Source organism: Marinactinospora rubrisoli, assembly GCF_042664915.1.
Classification (GTDB): domain Bacteria; phylum Actinomycetota; class Actinomycetes; order Streptosporangiales; family Streptosporangiaceae; genus Marinitenerispora; species Marinitenerispora rubrisoli.
Window position 1 is genome coordinate 224,957 of the sequence record NZ_JBHTBH010000010.1, and the last position, 16,670, is coordinate 241,626.

The following is a 16,670-nucleotide window of genomic DNA, read 5'->3' on the forward strand; positions in this document are numbered from 1 at the left end:
GCCATGCCGACGGGCACCGGTTTCCCTCCGGGTTCGGGGGAAGGGCCGTGGCCGTCGGCCGCCCGGTTCGCGGAGGAATACGGTGGTCTTACGTGAGACTCGGGCGATCGAGGCATGACCGGCGGTCCGCCGCATCCTGCTCCGTGTCGCGGCTTAACCTCTTTTCCGTGGAGCTGAGGAACAGTGAGCCCGTAAGGGCGGGTTGTGCGAGGCCATCGCCGACCCCGGACGGGCGTCCGGTCCAGGACCGGGCACGTGCCGTGGAGCTGAAGCCGTCGATCGACGGCCTCGGCGTTCCTTCAGGTGCCGCGCCGTCGCGGCGCTGGCGCGGGCCGTCCCATGCGTCCGTTCGCCTGTCCTACGCCCACGGCCGCCGCACCGTCCGGGCCACCGAACCACGCCCCGGCGGCCCGGCCGTCACCGCCTGATTCCGCCCGCTGTCCCGAGGAACGGAGCCCTGTGCCGTGACGACCTCCCTGACCGCCGCCCATCCCGCACAGCGGCGGATCCTGACCGTCCTGGTCACCGCACAGATCCTCAGCGGCGCGGGACTGGCCGCCGGCATCACCGTGGGCGCGCTGCTCGCTCAGGACATGCTCGGCGGCGCGGGGCTGGCCGGGCTGCCCAGCGCGCTGTTCACCATCGGATCCGCCGCCGCGGCGGCCCTGATCGGACGCGCCTCCCAGCGCAGGGGACGCCGCACCGGTCTGGCCGCCGGATACGCGGCGGGCGCGGCGGGTGCCCTGGGCGTGGTCGCCGCGGCCGCGGCCGGCAGCGTCGGCCTGCTCTTCGCGTCGCTGCTCGTCTACGGCGCGGGCAGCGCCACCAACCTCCAGGCCCGCTACGCCGGGGCCGACCTGGCCGCACCCCAGCGGCGCGGCCAGGCCCTGAGCACCGTCCTGGTGGCCACCACCCTGGGCGCGGTCGTCGGCCCCAATCTGGTCACCCCGCTCGGTGGCCTCGCCCGGATCCTCGGCATCCCGCCGCTGGCCGGCCCCTTCCTGCTGGCCGCCGCGGCCTACGCCTCCGCCGCGCTCGTCCTGGGCGTGCTGCTGCGGCCCGACCCGCTCACCACCGCCCGCTCGCTCTCCGCGGCCGTCCCGGACTCCGCCACGCCGACGGCGGGCCGCACCGGGAGCGCACACCCGCGGATGCTCGTCCTGGGCGGCACCGTCATGGTCCTGGCCCAGCTCGTCATGGTCGCCATCATGACGATGACCCCGATCCACATGTCGCAGCACGGACACTCCGTGGGAGCGGCCGGACTCGTCATCGCCGTCCATGTCGGGGCGATGTACCTGCCCTCCCCGCTCAGCGGGTACCTGGTCGACCGGGTCGGGAGCCTGCCGGTGGCCGCCGCCTCGGGATTGACCTTCCTGGCCGCCGGGCTGCTGGGCGCGCTGGCCCCGCCCGGCTCGGTGGCGCTGCTCGCGCTGGCGCTGGCGCTGCTGGGCCTGGGATGGAGCTTCGGCCTGGTGGCCGGCACCGCGATCGTCACCGACGCCGTCCCACTGGCCGCCCGCGCCCGCATCCAGGGGCTGGTGGACATGGCCGTCGCCGTGGCCGGAGCCGGTGGCGGCCTGGCCTCGGGCATGGTCGTGGCGGCGGGAAGCCACGCCCTGCTGTCGGCGATCGGCGGGGTGCTCGCCCTGCTGGTCCTCCCCGCGATCCTGTGGTCCGCGCGCCCGACGCGACGGCGGTGAGCCGCCGCCCCTTCCGGCGGGTGCGTCGACGGCCGGTGGCGCGGCCACCGGCAGGGCGGCGCGCACATCGGGGGCGATCGAGACCGTCCGGCGGCCGACCGGGTCGGCCGGCAACCCCGGGACGAGCCCGGTGGCGGCCGGGTCCGACGGCGGATCCCGCCACCGCCGGCGACACGCCACCAGGCCGCCCGGGACCGCCCCCGGGTCAGACCCGGGTGTCCTGCCGCTCCGGGGCCGGGGCCGGGGCGCGGCCGGCCCGCCGCGCCAGCAGCATCCGCACCAGCGGGACGAGGAGCACCGCGATCAGCAGCAACAACAACGTGCCCGAGATGGGCCGCGTCGCGAAACCGGCGACGTCACCGTCGAAGAGCAGCATGGAGCGGCGCAGCGAGCTCTCCAGCAGTGAGCCCAGGACGAACGCCAGCACCAGCGGCCCCGGCTCGAACCCGGTCTTCTTCATGAGGTAGCCGAGCAGGCCGAAGGCGATCACCAGGCCGATGTCGAAGATGCTGTTGCGGACCGTGTAGACCCCCACCAGCGTGATCAGCACCGTGATCGGCGCGAGGATCGTCGGCCGCACCCGCAGGATGCGCACGAACAGGCCGACCAGGGGGATGCTCATGATCAGCAGCAGGATGTTGCCGATGTACATCGAGTTGATCACCCCCCAGAACAGCTCCGGCTCCTCGGAGACCAGCTGCGGCCCGGGCGGCACCCCCTGGATGAGCAGTGCGCCGAAGATGATCGCCATCGTGGCGTTGGCGGGGATGCCCAGGGTGAGCAGCGGGATGAACGACGAGGTGGCCGCGGCGTTGTTGGCGGTCTCCGGAGCCGCCACACCCTCCACCGCGCCGGTGCCGAAGCGCTCCGGCGTGCGCGACCTGCGCTTCTCCAGGGCGTAGGCCGCCATCGACGACAGCGTGGCCCCGCCTCCGGGCAGCACCCCCAGAACGAAGCCGATGACCGAGCCCCGGCCGATGGCCCCGGACGAGCGGCGCAGGTCGGCGCGCGAGGGCCAGGTGTTGGAGACCTTGAGCGGGCCGCTCGGTGCCCGGTGCCGCTCCTCCAGGCTGTGCAGGATCTCCCCGAGGCCGAACAGGCCCATGGCGATCGGCACGAAGTCCAGCCCGTCGGCCAGGGCGAGGGTGTCGAAGGTGAAGCGTTCGGCACCGGTGAAGGTGTCCCGGCCGACGGTCGCCAGCAGCAGGCCGACCCCGGCGGCGACGAGCGCCTTGACCCGGCCGCCGTTGCCGACGGTCGCCACCAGCAGGATGCCCAGCAGCGCCAGGACGGTGTACTCGGGCGGACCGAAACCCAGGGCGAAACCCGCCACCAGCGGTGCCACCACGGACAGGGCCACGATCGAGACCGTGCCGCCCACGAAGGAGCCGATGGCGGCGATCCCCAGGGCCGTGCCCGCGCGGCCCTCACGCGCCATCGCGTGGCCGTCGAAGACCGTCACCACCGAGGACGCCTCCCCGGGCAGCCGGAGCAGGACCGAGGTGATGGTCCCCCCGTACTGGGCTCCGTAGAAGATGCCCGCGAGCATGATGATCGCCGTGACCGGCTCGATCCCGAAGGTGAGCGGCAGCAGGATCGCGATCGTGGCGGCCGGCCCGAGTCCGGGCAGCACGCCCACCAGCATGCCGATCACCACGCCGATCAGGCAGTAGAGCAGGTTGACCGGTTCGAGGACCACGCCGAACCCGTCGAGCATGGAAGTCAGGGTGTCCATGGTCGTTTCCTAGAAGAGGTGGGGGATCGGCACGGACAGCAGGCCGACGAAGACCGTGTAGAAGGCGACCACGATGGCGATCGAGATCACGGCGGACGATCGCCAGGACTCACCGCCGAGGAAGCGCAGCCACACGAAGGCCAGCAGCACCGTGGGGATCTCGAAGCCGATGACCCCGATCACGGACACGAAGGCCACCATGGTGGCCAGAGCCGCCGCGACCTTCCACGAGGCCCGGGAGAAGGCCTCGGCGTCGGCGGTGCGCCGCGCCGAGAACAGCAGTACTCCGCCCAGGAGGGTGATCGCGAGGCTGATGACCAGTGGCCAGGCGCCGGCGCCGAACTCGGCGGGCGTGCCCGGTCCGAGGGCGAGGGAGCCGAACGCTCCCGCGATCCCCAGGGCGACGACCACGAGGGCGACCACCGCGTTGGCCGCGGTGCCGAGCGGGGCGGGAGTCTCCCCGGCGGCCTCCGTGCCGGGACCGGTGCCCTCTGGCCGTGAGGTGGGGGCGGTCTCCACGGTGCCGGCCGGTTCCGCGGGGTGTCCGCCGTGCGGCCCCCTCATTCCTGCGCGCCCATGTCGATCTGGTACTCCTCCACGATTTCGCGGTACTCCTCAAGGGAGGAGGTCCACTCCTCGGCCACCTGCTCCGGCGCGACCTCGTGCGGGGTGAGCAGATTCTCTTCGTTGAACGAGACGTAGGACTCGTCGGAGAACACGTTCTCGAAGGCCGACCGGAGCCGTTCCACCACCTCGGCGGGGGTTTCGGCGGGTGCCACCACGGCGCGGTACTGGGCGACCCGCACCTGGTATCCCTCCTCGATCGCGGTCGGCACGTCGGCCATGTACTCGTTGCGCTCCTCGGAGAAGGTGACCAGCGGTGTCACGTCGCCCGACTCGATCTGGGGCATCGCCTCGCCGAGCTGGACGGCGCCGACATCGACCTGTCCGCCCAGGACGGCGGTCATGGTGGGGGAGCCGCCGTCGAACGGGACGGCCGTGGCGGAGACCTCGGCCTGCTGGAAGAGGAGTTCCTGCGCGAGCTGGCTGCCGGTGCCCACCCCGGTCGTGCCGAACTTCAGCCCGTCGCCGGCGCTGATGACGTCGTCGAGGGTGTCGTACTCGGAGGATTCCGCGGTCACCAGGACGTAGTCGTCGCGGGAAAGGCCGGTGATCACCTCGAAGTCGGCGAGGTCGACGGCCTCCTCCTCGGACACCGCCAGCGGTGTGATGGCGAACAGCGAGGCGTTGGTGACGAGCAGCTCGTAGCCGTCGGGCGCCTCGGCGGCGAGCTGGTTGGCGGCCAGGGCGCCGTTGGCGCCGGGGGTGTTCACGACCGGCATCGCCACGCCGAGTTCGTCCTGGGCGGCATCGGCCAGGGCGCGGGCGATCAGGTCCGTGCTGCCGCCCGGCTCCGCGCCCACCGACAGCGTGATCGGACCCGCGGGATACTCGCCGTCCTGAGCACCGGAGAGATTCCCGCCGCAGGCCGCCACGGAGAGGGTGAGCCCTGCGGCGAGCAACGGGGTCGCGCGCCGTAGGGCACGCCTCCGGTTCGGTACTTCGGCCATGCTTCCTCCGCTGCGGTGGTGCGCCGGTGGGGGTGACGAAAGCTGTGAAGACGGTCACCTTGCTGGGTGAGTGGCAGCATAGAAAGGTGCGGTCATGCATGTCCAAGGCCAAATGAGTATGACTTGATACCGTCTGGGAATCATGTTGTCGATTGGGCAGTTGGTCGGGTTTGCCGCTGCCGCTGCCGCTGCCGCTGCCGCCACGACTCGGACCGGAGGCGCATCCGGCACCCGGCTCCGGGATCGAAGGGTGTCCACCAGGTTCGGCACCCGGAGCGCTCGGGCGGGCGGTGCGAGTCCGGCTCCGCACGCGAGCACGTGCCCCTCGCCGGTGCACGGCCGCCGGGGGCACCCCCGGCCGCTTCCCGATGTGCCGCTCCGCGCGCAGGCGCGCCGGCCGCGGGCATGAAAAAGGTCTCCCGGACATCTCCCGTTGCGAACCGGTCGCGCCGGGGAGGTGTCTGAGAGACCCTGATCTGCTGTGTTACTGGTGGGCGATACTGGGATTGAACCAGTGACCTCTACCGTGTCAAGGTAGCGCTCTCCCACTGAGCTAATCGCCCGCGTTGCGGCTTGGAGGCGGAGACGGGAATCGAACCCGTGTACAGGGATTTGCAGTCCCTTGCCTAAGCCACTCGGCCACTCCGCCACGAGTCACCGTTGAGGTGCGAGTGGCACCTTGCGGCTTCTCCGAGCGGACGACGGGATTCGAACCCGCGACCCTCACCTTGGCAAGGTGATGCTCTACCAGCTGAGCCACGTCCGCCTGTCATGAGGTGGGGCCTCATGACGGTCTGTGTTCGAGCGGACGACGGGATTCGAACCCGCGACCCTCACCTTGGCAAGGTGATGCTCTACCAGCTGAGCCACGTCCGCGCGGCGGGTGCCCGACCTCCGGTCGCCCGGAGGGATGCCCTCGCTGCGTTATGAACTCTAGCGGATTCCCGCGACGGCACAAACTCGAAATCCCCTGGCGAGGGGATTCCCACGCCGCCCGGCCGCCGGCCGGGCGGCATTCCGCCGCGGCGGTGGTCAGCGTTCGACGTGCGCCGGGGAGGTGGGCATGTCGGGACGCGGCGGCGCGCTCATGTACTGGCCGACGCGCTGGATGACCTTGTTCATCTCGTAGGCGACGAGACCCACGTCGCACTCGGAGTCGGCGATGAGGGCCATGCACGCCCCCTCGCCGGCGGCGGCGACGAAGAGGAACGCCTGGTCCATCTCGATGATGCTCTGCCGGATGCCGCCGGCGCCGAACTGCCTGCTCGCGCCGCCGGCGAGGCTGTGCAGCCCCGAGGCGATGGCCGCGAGGTGTTCGGCGGCCGAGCGCTCCAGCCGGCTGGACGCCGCCATCAGCAGGCCGTCGGTCGACAGCACGATGGCGTGGTGCGTCCCCTTCGCACGCGTGAGGAGGTCGTCGAGCAACCAGCTCAGTTCGCCAGGGGCGGTGCTCCGTGGGGTCATGGCTCTCTTGATCTGTATCGGCTGCGGGTGGGAACGGGACTCCACGCCGGGGAAGGCGTAGGTGGTCCGGAATGTCTGCGGAGAGGGTGTCCCGCAAGTGTTGCCCAGATGATAGTCATTCGTAACTTATGCGAGTGGCGTCGGCGGGGCGCGCGGGCCGGGACGCGGTCGGGGGAGGCGGGCGCCGCACCGGTGCGACAACCGTACTCGGGCGGCGGTGGCCCCACGTCTTCGCGGCACCGGGGCAGCTCAGCGCGGGTACGGGCGGACCGCGGCCGCCGCGGGAGATTTCAGGGAGCCCGGCCCCGGGGACGGTGGACGTGGCAGGATCAGGCCACGGCCGATCGACGGGAGAAGCCTCCCGTGGCGAGCGAACGGGGGGACTCTCTCCCGTGGCGAGTGAACGGGGAGGGAATGCCTCCTGTGGCGAGTGAACGGGGGAGTGTGAGCACCATGCGGGTGTGGATCGCCGGTGCCGGACACGGCGCGGGGCACGTGGTCGCCGCGGAGGATGCCCGGGTCCCGGTGCTGGACCACGGGATCACGGTGGGCGACGGGGTCTTCGAGACCGTCAAGGCGGTGGGCGGCCAGGCGTTCGCCCTCACGCGGCACCTGCGCCGTCTGGTGCGCTCGGCCGAGGGGCTGGGGCTGCCCGCCCCGGATCTCGGCCGGCTCGCCGATGGCGTGCGCCAGGCGCTGGACGCCAACGAGGGGGTCGACCCGGCGCGGGTCCGGATCACCGTGACGGCCGGCCCGGGGCCGCTCGGCTCCGAGCGGACGGGCGGTGAGCTGACGTACGTGGTGGCGGTCGCCCCCTTCCCGGTCCCCGCTCCCGCGGTGGACGTCACGGTGGTGCCGTGGACCCGGAACGAGAACGGCGCGCTGGCCGGGCTGAAGACCACGTCGTACGCCGAGAACGTGCTCGCTCTGGACTACGCGCGCCGCCGTGGCGGGAGCGAGGCCATCTTCGGCAACACCGCGGGCAACCTGTGCGAGGGCACGGGCAGCAACATCTTCGTGGTCACCGGCGGGCGGCTCGTGACACCGCCGCTGTCGGCGGGCCCGCTCGCCGGCATCACGCGGGAACTGGTCCTGGAATGGTGCGGCGGCGACGAGGCCGATGTGCCGATGTCGGCGCTGCCGGAGGTCACGGAGGCGTTCCTCACCTCCACCGGGCGGGACGTCCAGCCGATCCGGGCCATCGACGGGCATGTGCTGCCGGAGGCGCCGGGGCCGGTGACCCGCAAGGCCATGGCGGGGTTCGCCGAGCGCGGTGCGGCCGACCTGGATCCCTGACCGGGGGCCCGGGACACCGGGACACCGGAAACGCGGAATGCCGCGACTCTGAGGAGTCGCGGCATTCCGGCGAAACGCTACACCTCGCGGGTTTGTGCCCGATTGCGGCGGGTAAACCATCCCACGGGTATGCGCGGAGAAGTCCCAGAAGTCGGGCGCACGAGGTCGCCGGGTCACCCTCCGGGGGCGGAGTGGACGACCGTGCGCGGTACCGGCGCTACTGCCGCCGGTCACCCTGACACGTCAGTGGGTCAGGGGCAGAGGTGCTGCTCGATCTCGGCGTCGAGGTCCACGAAGTCGGCTTCCTCGCCGGCCGGGACGATCTCGTACGTGCGGTGCAGGAACTCGGCCAGCGGAGAAATGCTGGCGTCGAACTGCGCCTGCCCGAACGGAGACGACAGCGCGATGTTGATCATGCGCTCGCCGGACTCCTTGGACGGCCAGACGCGGACGTCGCCTTCGCCGACGGAACGCACGATGCCCACGGTGAGCAGTTCGCGGGCGAAGATCCACTCGACGGGCTCGTCCTCGCCGACGTGGAACGCCACCTTGATGGCGTAGGGGTCGCTGGCCGTGTAGTCGAGCCGCGCGACCAGCGGGACCGCCGTGCGGTCCGGCACGACGAGCCGAAGGCCGAGCTCGGCGGTGGCAGTGGTGCCGCTACTGTTCATGTTCGCCAAACCTTTTCTCGTCCGGCCCCGCGCTGTGCGGGTTCGTTCCTGTCTCACCCGCTCCCACGTGACCGGTCGACAACTATGACGCGCAACCGGTGAATCTTTTTGCCTTGGACCGCGACGGGGCGCGTCTCGCCACAACCGGTCCGGTCCTTCGACACTGTAATGAGCTGCGGAAACCAGTAATTTCCTCCTCATATGTGGCCCAGGTCACCCTCAAGGGCTGGATCGTGTCGCTGGCGCCTGCGGAGATCGTCCGGATTGCCGGTGCTTCGGGCGGTTTCGTGCTTTACGTTCCATTGACGGCCCGCTGTCGAAGCGATGCTGTGATCTCGGTCACAGTGCACCGGAATGGGAGGGGAGTGAGTGGATCGCGCACCCTCGCGGATGCGCTAGAGTCTTACTTGTTCGCCCCACGGGGCGGGCGGAAACCCGGGCGATTAGCTCAGACGGCTAGAGCGCTTCGTTCACACCGAAGAGGTCACTGGTTCGAGTCCAGTATCGCCCACCTCGCCGAACGCCGGTCCCATGGACCGGCGTTTTCGCGTTCGAGGCACGCGTCACACCGCCCGCGACGGTACGCCGTGCGGCCGATGTTCCGGACGCTCAGCTGGAAGAACGCAGCCCTCTGCGGGCTCCCCGCCGCCGGCGCCTGGTCGCGGCCGCCTGCACCGCGGTGTCCTTGGCCTGACGGGCCCGCACGCGTGCGCGGTGCAGCAGCCCGCGCGCCCACGCGAACTCGGTCGCCAGGATGGCGAGGCCCAGGATGATGGCTCCGACGCCCGGCCCGGGGGTCACGCACATGATGACCCCGGCGATCAGCAGCGTGCCGCCGACCACGGTCACGACGCTGCGCCACGTCCAGTGCAGGACCGGGTGGGAGTGCATGCGCATCCGCCACACGCGCATCCGGGCGCGCAGCCGCCGCCAGCGCCTGGACCGGGTGCGCCCGGACGTCGCCGCCGTGGTCGGCCGGCCGGTGCCGGCTACGGGACTCGATGACATGTGATCCACGATATCGGCCCGATCGCTTGCGGGGTTTGGGGTAGGTCGCCCGAGAATCCCCCGAGGTCAGTCAGCGGTCAAGAGCGGTCCTCCGTCCGGCATCGCGGCCATGGTTTGCCGATAGCATCGACACCAGCCCGCGGCGCCGGGCCGGATCCGGCGCCGTGCCAGCACCGAGAACATCGAAGGAGTCACCGTGTCGGCCCTACCTGAGCTGCGTATCACCCTCGCCGGAGTCGAGCGTGTGGTGGCGGCCGGGACGACGGCCGGCGCGGCGCTGGAGGCCGACGGGCGCACCGTCATCGCGGCGCTCGTGAACGGCGAGCCACGCGATCTCGCCCACGAGCTCGCCGACGGCGACACCGTCGAGCCCATCGCCGTCGACTCCGACCACGGCCGGGCCATCCTGCGGCACTCCACGGCGCACGTGCTGGCCCAGGCCGTCCAGGAGCTGTTCCCCGAGGCCAGGCTGGGCATCGGCCCGCCGATCGAGAACGGCTTCTACTACGACTTCGACGTCCCCGAGCCCTTCAGCCCGGACGATCTCAAGCGCATCGAGAAGAAGATGCAGGAGATCGTCAAACAGGGCCAGCGCTTCTCCCGCCGCGCGGTCGGCGACGCGGAGGCCCGCGAGGAACTCGCCGACGAGCCGTACAAGCTGGAGCTGATCGGACTCAAGGGCGGCGCCGGTGACGCCGCCGAGGGAGCGTCCGTCGAGGTGGGCGCCGGCCAGCTCACCATTTACGACAACCTGCACCCGCGCACGGGCGAGCGGTGCTGGAAGGACCTGTGCCGGGGCCCGCACCTGCCCACCACGCGGGCCATCCCCGCCTTCAAGCTGATGCGCTCGGCCGCCGCCTACTGGCGCGGCAGTGAGCGCAACCCGCAGTTGCAGCGCATCTACGGCACCGCGTGGGAGAGCAAGGAGGCGCTCAAGGCCTACCTCACCTTCCTGGAGGAGGCGGAGAAGCGCGACCACCGCAAGCTCGGCGCGGAGCTGGACCTCTTCTCCTTCCCCGACGAGCTGGGCTCCGGCCTCGCGGTGTTCCACCCGAAGGGCGGCGTGGTCCGCCGGGTGATGGAGGACTACTCCCGCCGCCGGCACGAGGAGGCGGGGTACCAGTTCGTCAACACCCCGCACATCTCCAAGGGGCGGCTGTTCGAGACCTCCGGCCACCTGCCGAACTACGCCGACTCGATGTTCCCGCCCATGGAGTTCGAGGGCGCGGACTACTACCTCAAGGCCATGAACTGCCCGATGCACAACCTGGTCTTCCGGGCGCGCGGGCGGTCCTACCGGGAGCTGCCGCTGCGGCTCTTCGAGTTCGGCACCGTGTACCGGTACGAGAAGTCCGGCGTGGTGCACGGCCTCACCCGCGCCCGCGGCTTCACCCAGGACGACTCCCACATCTACTGCACGAAGGAGCAGATGCCGGCCGAGCTCGACACGCTGCTCACCTTCGTCCTCGACCTGCTCCGCGACTACGGCCTCAGCGACTTCTACCTCGAACTGTCCACCCGTGGCGACTCCGACAAGTTCATCGGCGAGCCGACGGAGTGGGAGGAGGCCACCGAGGTGCTCCGGCAGGCGGCCGAGAAGCAGAACCTCGAACTCGTCCTCGACCCGGGCGGCGCCGCCTACTACGGGCCGAAGATCTCCGTGCAGGCGCGCGACGCCATCGGCCGCACCTGGCAGATGTCCACGATCCAGGTGGACTTCCAGCAGCCCAAGCGGTTCGACCTGGAGTACCAGGCGTCCGACGGCTCCCGGCAGCGGCCGGTCATGATCCACCGGGCGCTGTTCGGCTCCATCGAGCGGTTCTTCGCCGTGCTGCTGGAACACTACGCGGGCGCCTTCCCCGCGTGGCTGGCGCCGGTCCAGGTCACCGGCATCCCCATCACCGACGAGCACGTCCCGTACCTGGAGCGGGTGGCCGACCGGCTGCGCGCCGAGGGCGTCCGGGTGGAGATCGACGCCAGCGACGACCGGATGCAGAAGAAGATCCGCAACGCGCAGAAGTCCAAGGTGCCGTACATGCTGCTGGCCGGTGACGAGGACGTCAGCAAGGACGCGGTGTCCTTCCGGTACCGCGACGGTTCGCAGAACAACGGCGTCCCCATCGACCAGGCCGTGGCCGAGATCGTGACGGCGGTGCGCGAGCGCCGGTAGCGGCGATCCGGTGGAACGGACCGCCGGGCGATGAGCGGGCCGCGCCTTCGGGTGCGGCCCGCTCCGCCGTGTCCGGGCTCAGCCGACCCGCAGCGCCACCGCGCGCACCGGGGCGCCGTCGGCACCCTCCAGCGCGATCGGCGCGGCGCTGAACAGCGGATCGGGGAAGTCGATCTCCGCCAGCCGGCACAGGTTCTCGATGAGGGTGCCGCCCGCGCCGAGCATCCGCCGGTGTACCGGCCAGTCGCCGGCCGCCTCCCCGGCGGCCGGGGTGCGGTCCGGGCTCGGCGCGTCGATTCCGACGGTGCGGATCCCCATCGCGACGAGTTCGGCCGCCGCCGCGCCGCTGAGGTAGGGATGCGCGAAGTAGTGGTCGGTGCCGTGGTAGACCGACCACCCGGTGTGCAGCAGCACGATCGTCCCCGGCCGCAGCAGGGACCGGTACGGCGCGAGGTCGTCCGTCCCGATGGCCGAGCGCGCCGGCCGCCCGGTCACGTCGACCACGACGGCGGGTCCGGTGAACAGCCGCAGGTCGAGCCGGTCGATCCGCGTGCCGTCGGAGAAGAAGTGGTACGGCGCGTCGGCGTGCGTGCCGCTCTGCGAACTCATCGACACGTGGGTGACGTGGTACCCGTCGCGCTCGACCGTCGCGACGGTCGTCAGGACCGGGACGGGATCACCGGGGTAGACCTGGGTGGTGCGGCCGAGCGGGTGGCTCAGGTCCACGATGCGGGAAACACGCATGTCAGAGTCCCCCGATCTTGATCATTTCCCTGCGGACGGCGGCAGGGCATGATTAGCGTCATGACCGACGATAACGGGACTCAGGAGGAGACGATGTCGCTCGCGGTGCAGCATGCTTCGCCCGACCTGGCCCAGTTGGCGGACGACTTGGTCGTGCCTGAGGGCTACCGAGTCGAGATCATCGGAGGAACCCTCGTCGTGTCCCCCACTCCCTCAGGGATGCATGCTCACATTCTCACGGTCCTGCAAGGGGACCTGTACGATGCCGCGCCGGAGGGCCATCTGCCCTACCAGGTGGTGACCATCACGCTGCCGAGGACGAACGAGCGCTACATCCCCGACTTGGTGGTGCTTCCCCGCAAGGTCGTCACCACCTACCAGGATTTCGTCTTCCCCGCCTCCGAGTTGCTTCTCGCGGTCGAGATCACCTCTCCCACCAACCCGGAAAATGACCGGATCCGGAAACTTCGGGGATACGCACTCGCGGCGGTTCCGATGTACCTGCTCATCGATCCCCTTGACAACAGCGCCTCCCTGTTCGAAGAACCACACGGAGGTCTGTACCAGCGGCGGACTCGCGTGCCGTTCGGAGGCACCCTCACTCTTCCCGATCCGTTCGGTGTGGACATCGACACCTCCGCGTTCATCGCCCCCGAGTGAGCCCTGGCGTGTCACCGCCCCGTCCCCACGTGCCCTTCGGCCGCAGAACGGGCACCATGGCAGGTGATGACTACCCCTGAGCCCGGCCCGGGCACCAACGCCATGACCGACCGGTTCCGCGCCGTGGGCGACCGCATCCTGGAGGAACTGCTCTCCGACGCTCCCGAGTGGGCCGGGGAGCTCGGCGACCTCCGGTTCGCCGACCGGCTCACCGACCACTCCGCCGACGCCGATGGACGGCGCGTCGCCATGCTCGCCGACGCGCTCGGCGCGCTGGACGAGATCGACGACACCCTGCTGCCCGTCCCGGACCGGGGGGATCTCGAACTGCTGCGCTCCCGGCTCACCGCCGACATGTGGCGGCTCACCGAGCTGCGGCAGCACACCTGGGACCCGCTGCGGCACAGCCCCGGCGACGCGCTCTACCAGCTCATCGCCCGCGACACGCTGCCCGCCGAGGAGCGGCTGCGCGCGCTCGCCGCCCGGTGCAGGGCGGTTCCGGACTTCCTCGCCACCGCGCGCGCCCGGCTGGAGGACGGTCCCGGCATGCCGCGCCCGCACGTGGAGACCGCCATCGAGCAGACCCGGGGGACGGCGGCGCTGCTCGGCCCGGAGCCGGCCGCGCCGCTGGAGACGGCCGCCGCCGGGAGCGGGCGAGCCGCGTCGGCGCTGCGGCGCGAGGTCGAGGCCGCGCGCGAGACCGCGCGGGCCGCGCTCGCTGAGCACGCCTCGTGGCTGGAGAACCGCCTGGAGACGGCCGCCGCCGACCCGCGGCTCGGCGCCCGCGCCTACGCCGCGCAGCTGTGGTACACGCTCGACTCGGAGCTGACCCCGGACACGCTGCTGACCCGGGCCGAGAGCGACCTCATCGCCACGGAGGAGGAGATCGCCGAGGTCGCCGCCGCCTACGACGGCCGCCCCGCCCACCGCGGGCAGGTGCGCGCGGTGCTGGACCGGCTCGCCGACGACGCTGCCACCGACGCGGACTCCCTGCGCCCGTTGTGCGAGGAGGCGCACCGTCACCTGCTGACGCGGGTCGCCGAGCTGGATCTGGTCACGGTGCCGGACGAGGAGGTGCGCATCATCCCGATGCCCGAGTCGCGCCGCGGAGTGGCCGTGGCCTACTGTGACCCGCCCGGCCCGCTGGCGCCCGCCGGGGGAACGACCTTCATCGCGGTCGCCCCTCCGCCCGCAGACTGGCCGCGGCGGCGCCGCGACTCCTTCTACCGGGAGTACAACGCGCACATGCTGCGCAACCTCATGGTGCACGAAGGCGTCCCCGGCCACGCGCTGCAACTCGCGCACGCGGCGCGCTACACCGGCGGCACCCGGATCCGGCACGCGCTGTGGAGCGGGCCGTTCGTCGAGGGATGGGCGGTGTACGCCGAGGAACTGCTCGCCGGTGCCGACCGGCCGGAGGGCGCCGGTCTCGCATCGCGGCTGTTCCAGCTCAAGACCCGGCTCCGGGCGATCCTCAACGCCATCCTGGACGTCGGCGTGCACGCGGGGGACCTCACGGAGGCGGCGGCGATGGAGCTGCTCGTCGAACGCGGTCACCAGGAGGAGGGTGAGGCGGTCGGCAAGTGGCGCCGCGCCCAGCTGACCAGCGCGCAACTGGCCACCTACTACGTCGGATACCGCGAGGTGAGCGACCTCGCCCGTGACCTCGCCGCCGCGCGCCCGGGCGCCGGTCCGCGTGAGATCCACGATGCCATGCTGGCGCACGGCTCGCCGCCGCCCCGGCACCTGCGCACCCTGCTCGGCGTGTGAAACCCGGTCTCCCTGGACGGAGCCGCGGGACACTCCCGCACCGGACCGTGCGGCGGTTCCCCGGGGCGGCCGGGGTTTCGCCGGGGGGCGAACCGGGGTATCGGGACGTCGGGGTGCGGCGCCCCGGTCCGGCCACACAGCGTGACTTTATGTGTTACTTATGTGCGCTTCCCTAGATTCTCAGCGCCCTGTGCCGGACCGAAGATCCCCCGGAGTTGACTGACGCCATGCCCACCGACCTCATCGTTGGTTTTCTGACGCTGGTCACGCTGGAGATCGTTCTCGGTATCGACAACCTGGTCTTCATCTCGATCCTGTCGGCCAAGCTCCCCGAGCACCAGCGCGACCGCGCCCGCAAGATCGGCATCGGGCTCGCGCTCGTCGCCCGCCTGGCGCTGCTCGCGTCGATCACCTGGATCATGCAGCTCGACCAGACGCTCTTCGAGTTCCTCGGTATCGAGTTCTCCGGCAAGTCGCTGATCCTGCTCGTCGGCGGGCTCTTCCTGATCGGCAAGGGCACCTACGAGATCCACGAGAGCCTCGAAGGCGAGGAGGGCCACGCCGGATCCAAGGTCGGCGCCTCCTTCGGCGCGGTCATCGCCCAGATCGTCGCGCTGGACCTGGTGTTCTCCATCGACTCCGTCATCACCGCGGTCGGCATGATCGGTGACCAGCCGGGCGGCATCTGGGTGATGGTGGCCGCCGTGGTCATCGCCGTCATCGTCATGCTGGTCTCCGCGGCGCCGCTCAGCCGGTTCGTGCACGACCACCCCACGGTCAAGATGCTGGCGCTGGCCTTCCTGCTGCTGATCGGCATGACCCTGGTCGCCGACGGCCTCGGCTTCCACATCGACAAGGCCATCATCTACACGGCCATGGGCTTCTCGCTCTTCGTCGAGGTGCTCAACCTGGCGGTGAGCAAGCGCCGCCGCAGCAAGCGCGGGCAGGCGGCGCAGCCGGTCAAGCTGAGCAGCCGGTACGCCGAGACCGCGCCCGCCGGCGCGGGCGAGGGCGCTGACTCCGACACCGCCGTCCGGCCGGCCACCGAGAGCTGAGCGGGGGTGGCCGCGCCCGGTGCCGCCGGGCGCGGCGAACTCCTATGCTTGCCGGTATGAGCACTGACGACCCGGCCGTCCACGCGGGCGAGCCCTCCGGCGAAGGCGTCGGGGAGGCGGACGGCGTCGACCGGCTGTGGACCCCGCACCGGATGGCCTACATCAAGGGCGAGAACAAGCCGAGCGGATCCGGACCGACGGACGGCTGCCCGTTCTGCCGGGTGCCGGGGCTGGCCGACGAGGACGGCCTCGTCGTCGCCCGCGGGAAGGCCGCGTTCGTGGTGCTCAACCGCTATCCGTACAACAGCGGGCACCTCCTCGTCTGCCCGTACCGGCACGTGGCCGACTACACCGAGCTGGACGAGGCCGAGGTCGCCGAGGTCGCCTCGCTCACCCAGGACGCCATCACGGCGCTGCGGACGGCCTCGGGAGCCCAGGGCTTCAACGTCGGCATGAACCTCGGTTCCGTGGCCGGAGCGGGCATCGCCGCGCACCTGCACCAGCACGTGGTGCCGAGGTGGGGCGGCGACACCAATTTCATGCCGGTGGTCGGCCGGACCAAGGTGCTGCCCGAGTTGCTGCGGCAGACCCGCGCGGCGCTCGCCGGGAACTGGCCGGCGCGCTGACGCCGGTGGGGACGGGGCCGGTCCGAGAGCCGAACGGGTGCGCGGCCGAAAACCCGCCGTCCGATGTGATGTGAGTCACCTTGATCGTCGTGTCGGGTGGGATCGATGGCGGGAATCCGGCCGCGCCGGCGCCCCGGAACGGCCGGCCCACGGCGCGCCGCCGCCACGGCCGCGGCGCGCGCGGCGGGCGCGCCGAC

The 16,670-nt window shown here is 71.4% G+C and carries 14 protein-coding genes and 5 tRNA genes; 8 read left to right on the forward strand and 11 right to left on the reverse strand.

The annotated features are described in order from the left end of the window. Window positions 1–464: 464 nt before the first annotated feature. On the forward strand, window positions 465–1,703 hold the full coding sequence (locus ACFQRF_RS20945) for an MFS transporter (protein WP_379872834.1): 1,239 nt from the start codon (window positions 465–467) through the stop codon (window positions 1,701–1,703). 205 nt (window positions 1,704–1,908) lie between these two features. Here ACFQRF_RS20945 and ACFQRF_RS20950 read toward each other — a convergent pair whose 3' ends face one another. The 8 genes from ACFQRF_RS20950 to ACFQRF_RS20985 all read right to left on the reverse strand — a co-directional run bounded on the left by ACFQRF_RS20950 (window position 1,909) and on the right by ACFQRF_RS20985 (window position 6,473). Then, window positions 1,909–3,438: a tripartite tricarboxylate transporter permease gene (locus tag ACFQRF_RS20950; protein WP_379872835.1), complete on the reverse strand. Its 1,530-nt coding sequence runs from the start codon at window positions 3,436–3,438 to the stop codon at window positions 1,909–1,911. Window positions 3,439–3,447: 9 nt separating this feature from the next. Continuing rightward, window positions 3,448–3,957: a tripartite tricarboxylate transporter TctB family protein gene (locus ACFQRF_RS20955; protein ID WP_379872836.1), complete on the reverse strand. Its 510-nt coding sequence runs from the start codon at window positions 3,955–3,957 to the stop codon at window positions 3,448–3,450. Window positions 3,958–3,998: 41 nt separating this feature from the next. Further along, window positions 3,999–5,009, reverse strand: coding sequence for a Bug family tripartite tricarboxylate transporter substrate binding protein (locus ACFQRF_RS20960; protein ID WP_379872837.1), 1,011 nt, complete (start codon window positions 5,007–5,009; stop codon window positions 3,999–4,001). A gap of 488 nt (window positions 5,010–5,497) precedes the next feature. Beyond that, window positions 5,498–5,572: transfer RNA gene (locus ACFQRF_RS20965), tRNA-Val, on the reverse strand. A gap of 11 nt (window positions 5,573–5,583) precedes the next feature. Further along, window positions 5,584–5,658, reverse strand: a tRNA-Cys gene (locus tag ACFQRF_RS20970). 44 nt (window positions 5,659–5,702) lie between these two features. Then, window positions 5,703–5,775, reverse strand: a tRNA-Gly gene (locus ACFQRF_RS20975). 37 nt (window positions 5,776–5,812) lie between these two features. Then, window positions 5,813–5,885 (reverse strand) — tRNA-Gly (locus ACFQRF_RS20980). Window positions 5,886–6,041: 156 nt separating this feature from the next. Next, entirely contained in the window at window positions 6,042–6,473 is a 432-nt protein-coding gene (locus tag ACFQRF_RS20985) for a roadblock/LC7 domain-containing protein (RefSeq protein WP_379872838.1), read from the reverse strand. Window positions 6,474–6,926: 453 nt separating this feature from the next. Between ACFQRF_RS20985 and ACFQRF_RS20990 the strand changes: the two genes are divergently transcribed. After that, on the forward strand, window positions 6,927–7,769 hold the full coding sequence (locus tag ACFQRF_RS20990) for an aminotransferase class IV (protein WP_379872839.1): 843 nt from the start codon (window positions 6,927–6,929) through the stop codon (window positions 7,767–7,769). A 251-nt stretch (window positions 7,770–8,020) separates the two neighbouring features. Here ACFQRF_RS20990 and ACFQRF_RS20995 read toward each other — a convergent pair whose 3' ends face one another. Continuing rightward, complete coding sequence (locus tag ACFQRF_RS20995) at window positions 8,021–8,440, reverse strand: SsgA family sporulation/cell division regulator (protein WP_379872840.1); 420 nt, start codon at window positions 8,438–8,440, stop codon at window positions 8,021–8,023. Window positions 8,441–8,877: 437 nt separating this feature from the next. Here ACFQRF_RS20995 and ACFQRF_RS21000 point away from each other — a divergent pair. Continuing rightward, window positions 8,878–8,951, forward strand: a tRNA-Val gene (locus tag ACFQRF_RS21000). A gap of 98 nt (window positions 8,952–9,049) precedes the next feature. Here the strand turns inward: ACFQRF_RS21000 and ACFQRF_RS21005 are convergent. Next, window positions 9,050–9,448, reverse strand: a complete 399-nt coding sequence (locus ACFQRF_RS21005) for a PGPGW domain-containing protein (protein WP_379872841.1) — start codon at window positions 9,446–9,448, stop codon at window positions 9,050–9,052. Between the two features lie 196 nt (window positions 9,449–9,644). On the opposite strand from ACFQRF_RS21005, the gene thrS reads away from it, so the two are divergent. Continuing rightward, on the forward strand, window positions 9,645–11,618 hold the full coding sequence (thrS, locus tag ACFQRF_RS21010) for a threonine--tRNA ligase (protein ID WP_379872842.1): 1,974 nt from the start codon (window positions 9,645–9,647) through the stop codon (window positions 11,616–11,618). A gap of 78 nt (window positions 11,619–11,696) precedes the next feature. Here thrS and ACFQRF_RS21015 read toward each other — a convergent pair whose 3' ends face one another. Then, window positions 11,697–12,362 (reverse strand): cyclase family protein, encoded by a 666-nt coding sequence (locus ACFQRF_RS21015; RefSeq protein ID WP_379872843.1) that lies wholly within the window; start codon window positions 12,360–12,362, stop codon window positions 11,697–11,699. 60 nt (window positions 12,363–12,422) lie between these two features. Here ACFQRF_RS21015 and ACFQRF_RS21020 point away from each other — a divergent pair, with 60 nt between their 5' ends. From ACFQRF_RS21020 to ACFQRF_RS21035, 4 genes are all read left to right on the forward strand, one after another. Next, window positions 12,423–13,022 (forward strand): Uma2 family endonuclease, encoded by a 600-nt coding sequence (locus tag ACFQRF_RS21020; RefSeq protein WP_379872844.1) that lies wholly within the window; start codon window positions 12,423–12,425, stop codon window positions 13,020–13,022. 102 nt (window positions 13,023–13,124) lie between these two features. Beyond that, entirely contained in the window at window positions 13,125–14,792 is a 1,668-nt protein-coding gene (locus ACFQRF_RS21025; protein WP_379872862.1) for a DUF885 domain-containing protein, read from the forward strand. Between the two features lie 227 nt (window positions 14,793–15,019). After that, entirely contained in the window at window positions 15,020–15,847 is an 828-nt protein-coding gene (locus ACFQRF_RS21030; RefSeq protein WP_379872845.1) for a TerC family protein, read from the forward strand. Window positions 15,848–15,903: 56 nt separating this feature from the next. After that, window positions 15,904–16,473 carry an HIT family protein gene (locus ACFQRF_RS21035; protein WP_379872846.1) on the forward strand — a complete coding sequence of 190 codons (570 nt, stop codon included), beginning with the start codon at window positions 15,904–15,906 and terminating at the stop codon, window positions 16,471–16,473. The last annotated feature ends 197 nt before the right edge of the window (window positions 16,474–16,670 follow it).